This is a genomic window from Bacillus sp. JJ1474 (assembly GCF_036965225.1).
Classification (GTDB): domain Bacteria; phylum Bacillota; class Bacilli; order Bacillales; family Cytobacillaceae; genus Cytobacillus.
Window position 1 is genome coordinate 7,275 of sequence record NZ_JBALPC010000197.1, and the last position, 2,894, is coordinate 10,168.

The 2,894-nt window shown below is 37.8% G+C and carries 2 protein-coding genes; both read right to left on the reverse strand.

The genetic code is table 11. From position 1 onward, the window contains the following. A partial coding sequence (locus V7164_RS21345) for a phosphorothioated DNA-binding restriction endonuclease (protein ID WP_438824737.1) occupies window positions 1-764 on the reverse strand: 764 nt, incomplete at its 3' end. Window positions 765-808: 44 nt separating this feature from the next. Continuing rightward, on the reverse strand, window positions 809-2,728 hold the full coding sequence (locus V7164_RS21350) for a 3'-5' exonuclease (protein WP_335355185.1): 1,920 nt from the start codon (window positions 2,726-2,728) through the stop codon (window positions 809-811). Between the last annotated feature and the right edge of the window lie 166 nt (window positions 2,729-2,894).

A 2,894-nucleotide genomic window follows, 5' to 3' on the forward strand; every position in this document is an offset into this window, starting at 1 on the left:
CCATGATATTTCATAACCCATTCTTCAAAACCATCACCGCCATTGGCATATTCAGAGACTAGGAATTTTCTGTCGTGGTTTATTGTAAAAATACCACGATCGAACAGCTTATGATGCAAGGAACACAGTGCAATACCATTCTCTTCTGTATCTGGTCCGCCAGCCTGGCGCCACTTAATATGAGCTGCCTCAGTCCCTACTAGATGATTCCCTAATCGTACGTTAAAACCACAAACTGCACACCGGTATTCATAAGCTTTGAGCACACGTTCTCTGAACTTAGGGTCACGGCTGCTTCTTTTTCCAACGGTAAAATCTAGCCCAATAGAATCAAGAATGTCTTCATGCAAGGTTTCCGGGAAGTGAGCATCGAGTACTGTTTCAGCCACTTCCTTCTGTAACTGAATATCATTTTTTAATAGTAAATATATCTCTGTTTTAAACCCTGCAGAGATTTGTTTATCGATTAGTTGTTTATTCGTGAATTTACTAGTATTTATTGGCTGTGAGAGGTCCCAGATACCATCATTTACTAATCTCACAAATGGCTGCTCTGGATGATATGAACTTCTAAGCGGACCAAATTCTACTAATAGCTCCTTTAATTTTTCTCTAGCTTTATTATATGGGATAAGACGGTGACTCTCTTTTTGCATATCCCCAATTGCATACAAAATCAAGAGAGGTTTATGTGGAGCACGTTGATCCCCTTTTTTCCAAATCGATAATTGATTTAATCGATTAATTAATTCATTCCTATTTATTTTCACCATGTCCCCTCCACTTTACAATAGAAGGTATATTCACACTAGCTAGTCTTTTCCCCAGACTTCTTAACAGTCTGTCGTTCCATATTAATCTCATCAAAATATTTCGTATACTCCGATTCTCCGGAATAAGATAAGCATAGGTATTCCTTCGCCCTTGTCATTCCAATGTATAATAGAGATGCTTCGCGCTCTTTATCATCTTCCAAGGTAAACGGCATGTTATCTATATTTACAATAAAAACTGCCTGAAAATCTAAACCTTTGCTGCTGTCAATTGTGCTAATTTTGACAGAATCCTCTTCTCGTTCAAACTTCCGCTTGGACTCACTATTTTCAGTTAGCCAGTAATACTTAACGCCCTCCTGATCAAGGGCTCGCTTTAAAACATCGATGTAATTCATTTGATATGTCTTTTTCACCCGATAAAGAATCAGCATTTCAGAAAAAGGAACTTTGTATTGATCATGCAGCTTTTGAATTTGCCGTACCACAATTTTTGCCTCTTTAAAAAAACTGTCAGTTTTGACTATGGCTGGTTCTACACCTTTTCTTCTAGTACTTTGAGGTGCAATGATTTCCCCTTCGTGCTCCTTATTAACGACCTTATTTTTAAGAGCAGAATGCTTTTGATAAAAATCCCATGCAAATTTCACAATCTGAGCTGTATTACGATAATTAATACTTAATACCTTAGATCTTCCTTTAAAGCTCAAACCTGTGTCCTGCACATAACTGCGCTTCCGTTTGTATATAGTTTGTGCTCTATCCTCAACCAATAAGAGGGATTTTGTATCCGGATTCAGCAATTGACTGACAAGACCGAACCAATCTCCTTGAAAGTCCTGGCCCTCATCTATTAATATAGCATCATACATCGGTAAAATAGCTTGCCCGACTTCAAGCTTTTCAGTCATGGATGGGATAGCATCTTCTGTGATCCTTAAATCATTCTTAAGCCATGCGTGGAAATTACAGACCTGTATATTATGTATTTTTGAATCGACTTCTTGTTCTGCCGCTGAAAAATTAAAATCAAAGAGATTATCAGGCTCATTCATCATATGATGAATCATTTGCTCAATACTTCGGGCAAGAGAAATGTTATAACATAATATTAAAATCTTCCAATCCGGATGATCTTTTGCCAGCATCTTTGCCCGGCTGGCAAGTATCAATGTTTTTCCGCTCCCCGCCACTCCGCGAATCAAACGATTTTTATCCCCTATTTGCTTCGCCAGCATTTCCTGGTGAAGGTCCATTGCCTTAATATCATGCAATGACAAAAGCAGCTGATCTTGGTATGGAACTGGTTGCTTAAATTCAGCACTAATGCGTACCTCCGGAAATAAATGATAGCGGATTGCATCCAGTTCTTCCTTTCCTAATGGAGCGGGCAAACGATAAGGGACAATGAACATATTAGAGATTTTTTCAAATAAATTTTCTTCTGAAAAAGCTTCCTTATCTGGATCAATCTCATCCCGAGTTAAACAAAGGGACGGCTCAACCACGGAATACAGCCCGTTTTCAATAAAGTCTTTCTGGAAAAGCCGAGTGAACACTGTCCCAAAACCATAAGGAAACTTTAGCTGGAATTGATACTTCCCTTCTAGATGAACCAAATTGCGATCTTTCTTCAATGCATCTACGATATGAAACACATTCTCGCGTGCCTGCTTTAACGGACTTTTCGTTTTCGTTTGAACCCCTGATGAAGTAACCAACGTCCATTCATCTTGATTAATTTGAAACAATGTATTCTTTGTATAATCTTTTACTTCCAATACTAATAACCCGAGATCTGGACCTATAATCACAAAATCTGGACGCTTACCATGTATCTCGGGCTCATAATACACTATATAGTCATCAGGCAAATAACTCTTTAATGTTCGAAAAAGCAGTCTCTCGCCAGCAGTCGCAGTCGAACGAATAGTTTCTGGAATTGTAAAGGCCACTCTAACCACTCCACAATCTGAGGTTTTCTTACATTATACTACAAAAGGAGTAGGAATTTTACATATATTGGACTATGAATGACTTTATTAGGCCACCCAAATAGTAAATTATTGATTATAAAGTTAATATCATGAAAATTATTTTGAAATATGAAAAATTAATCAT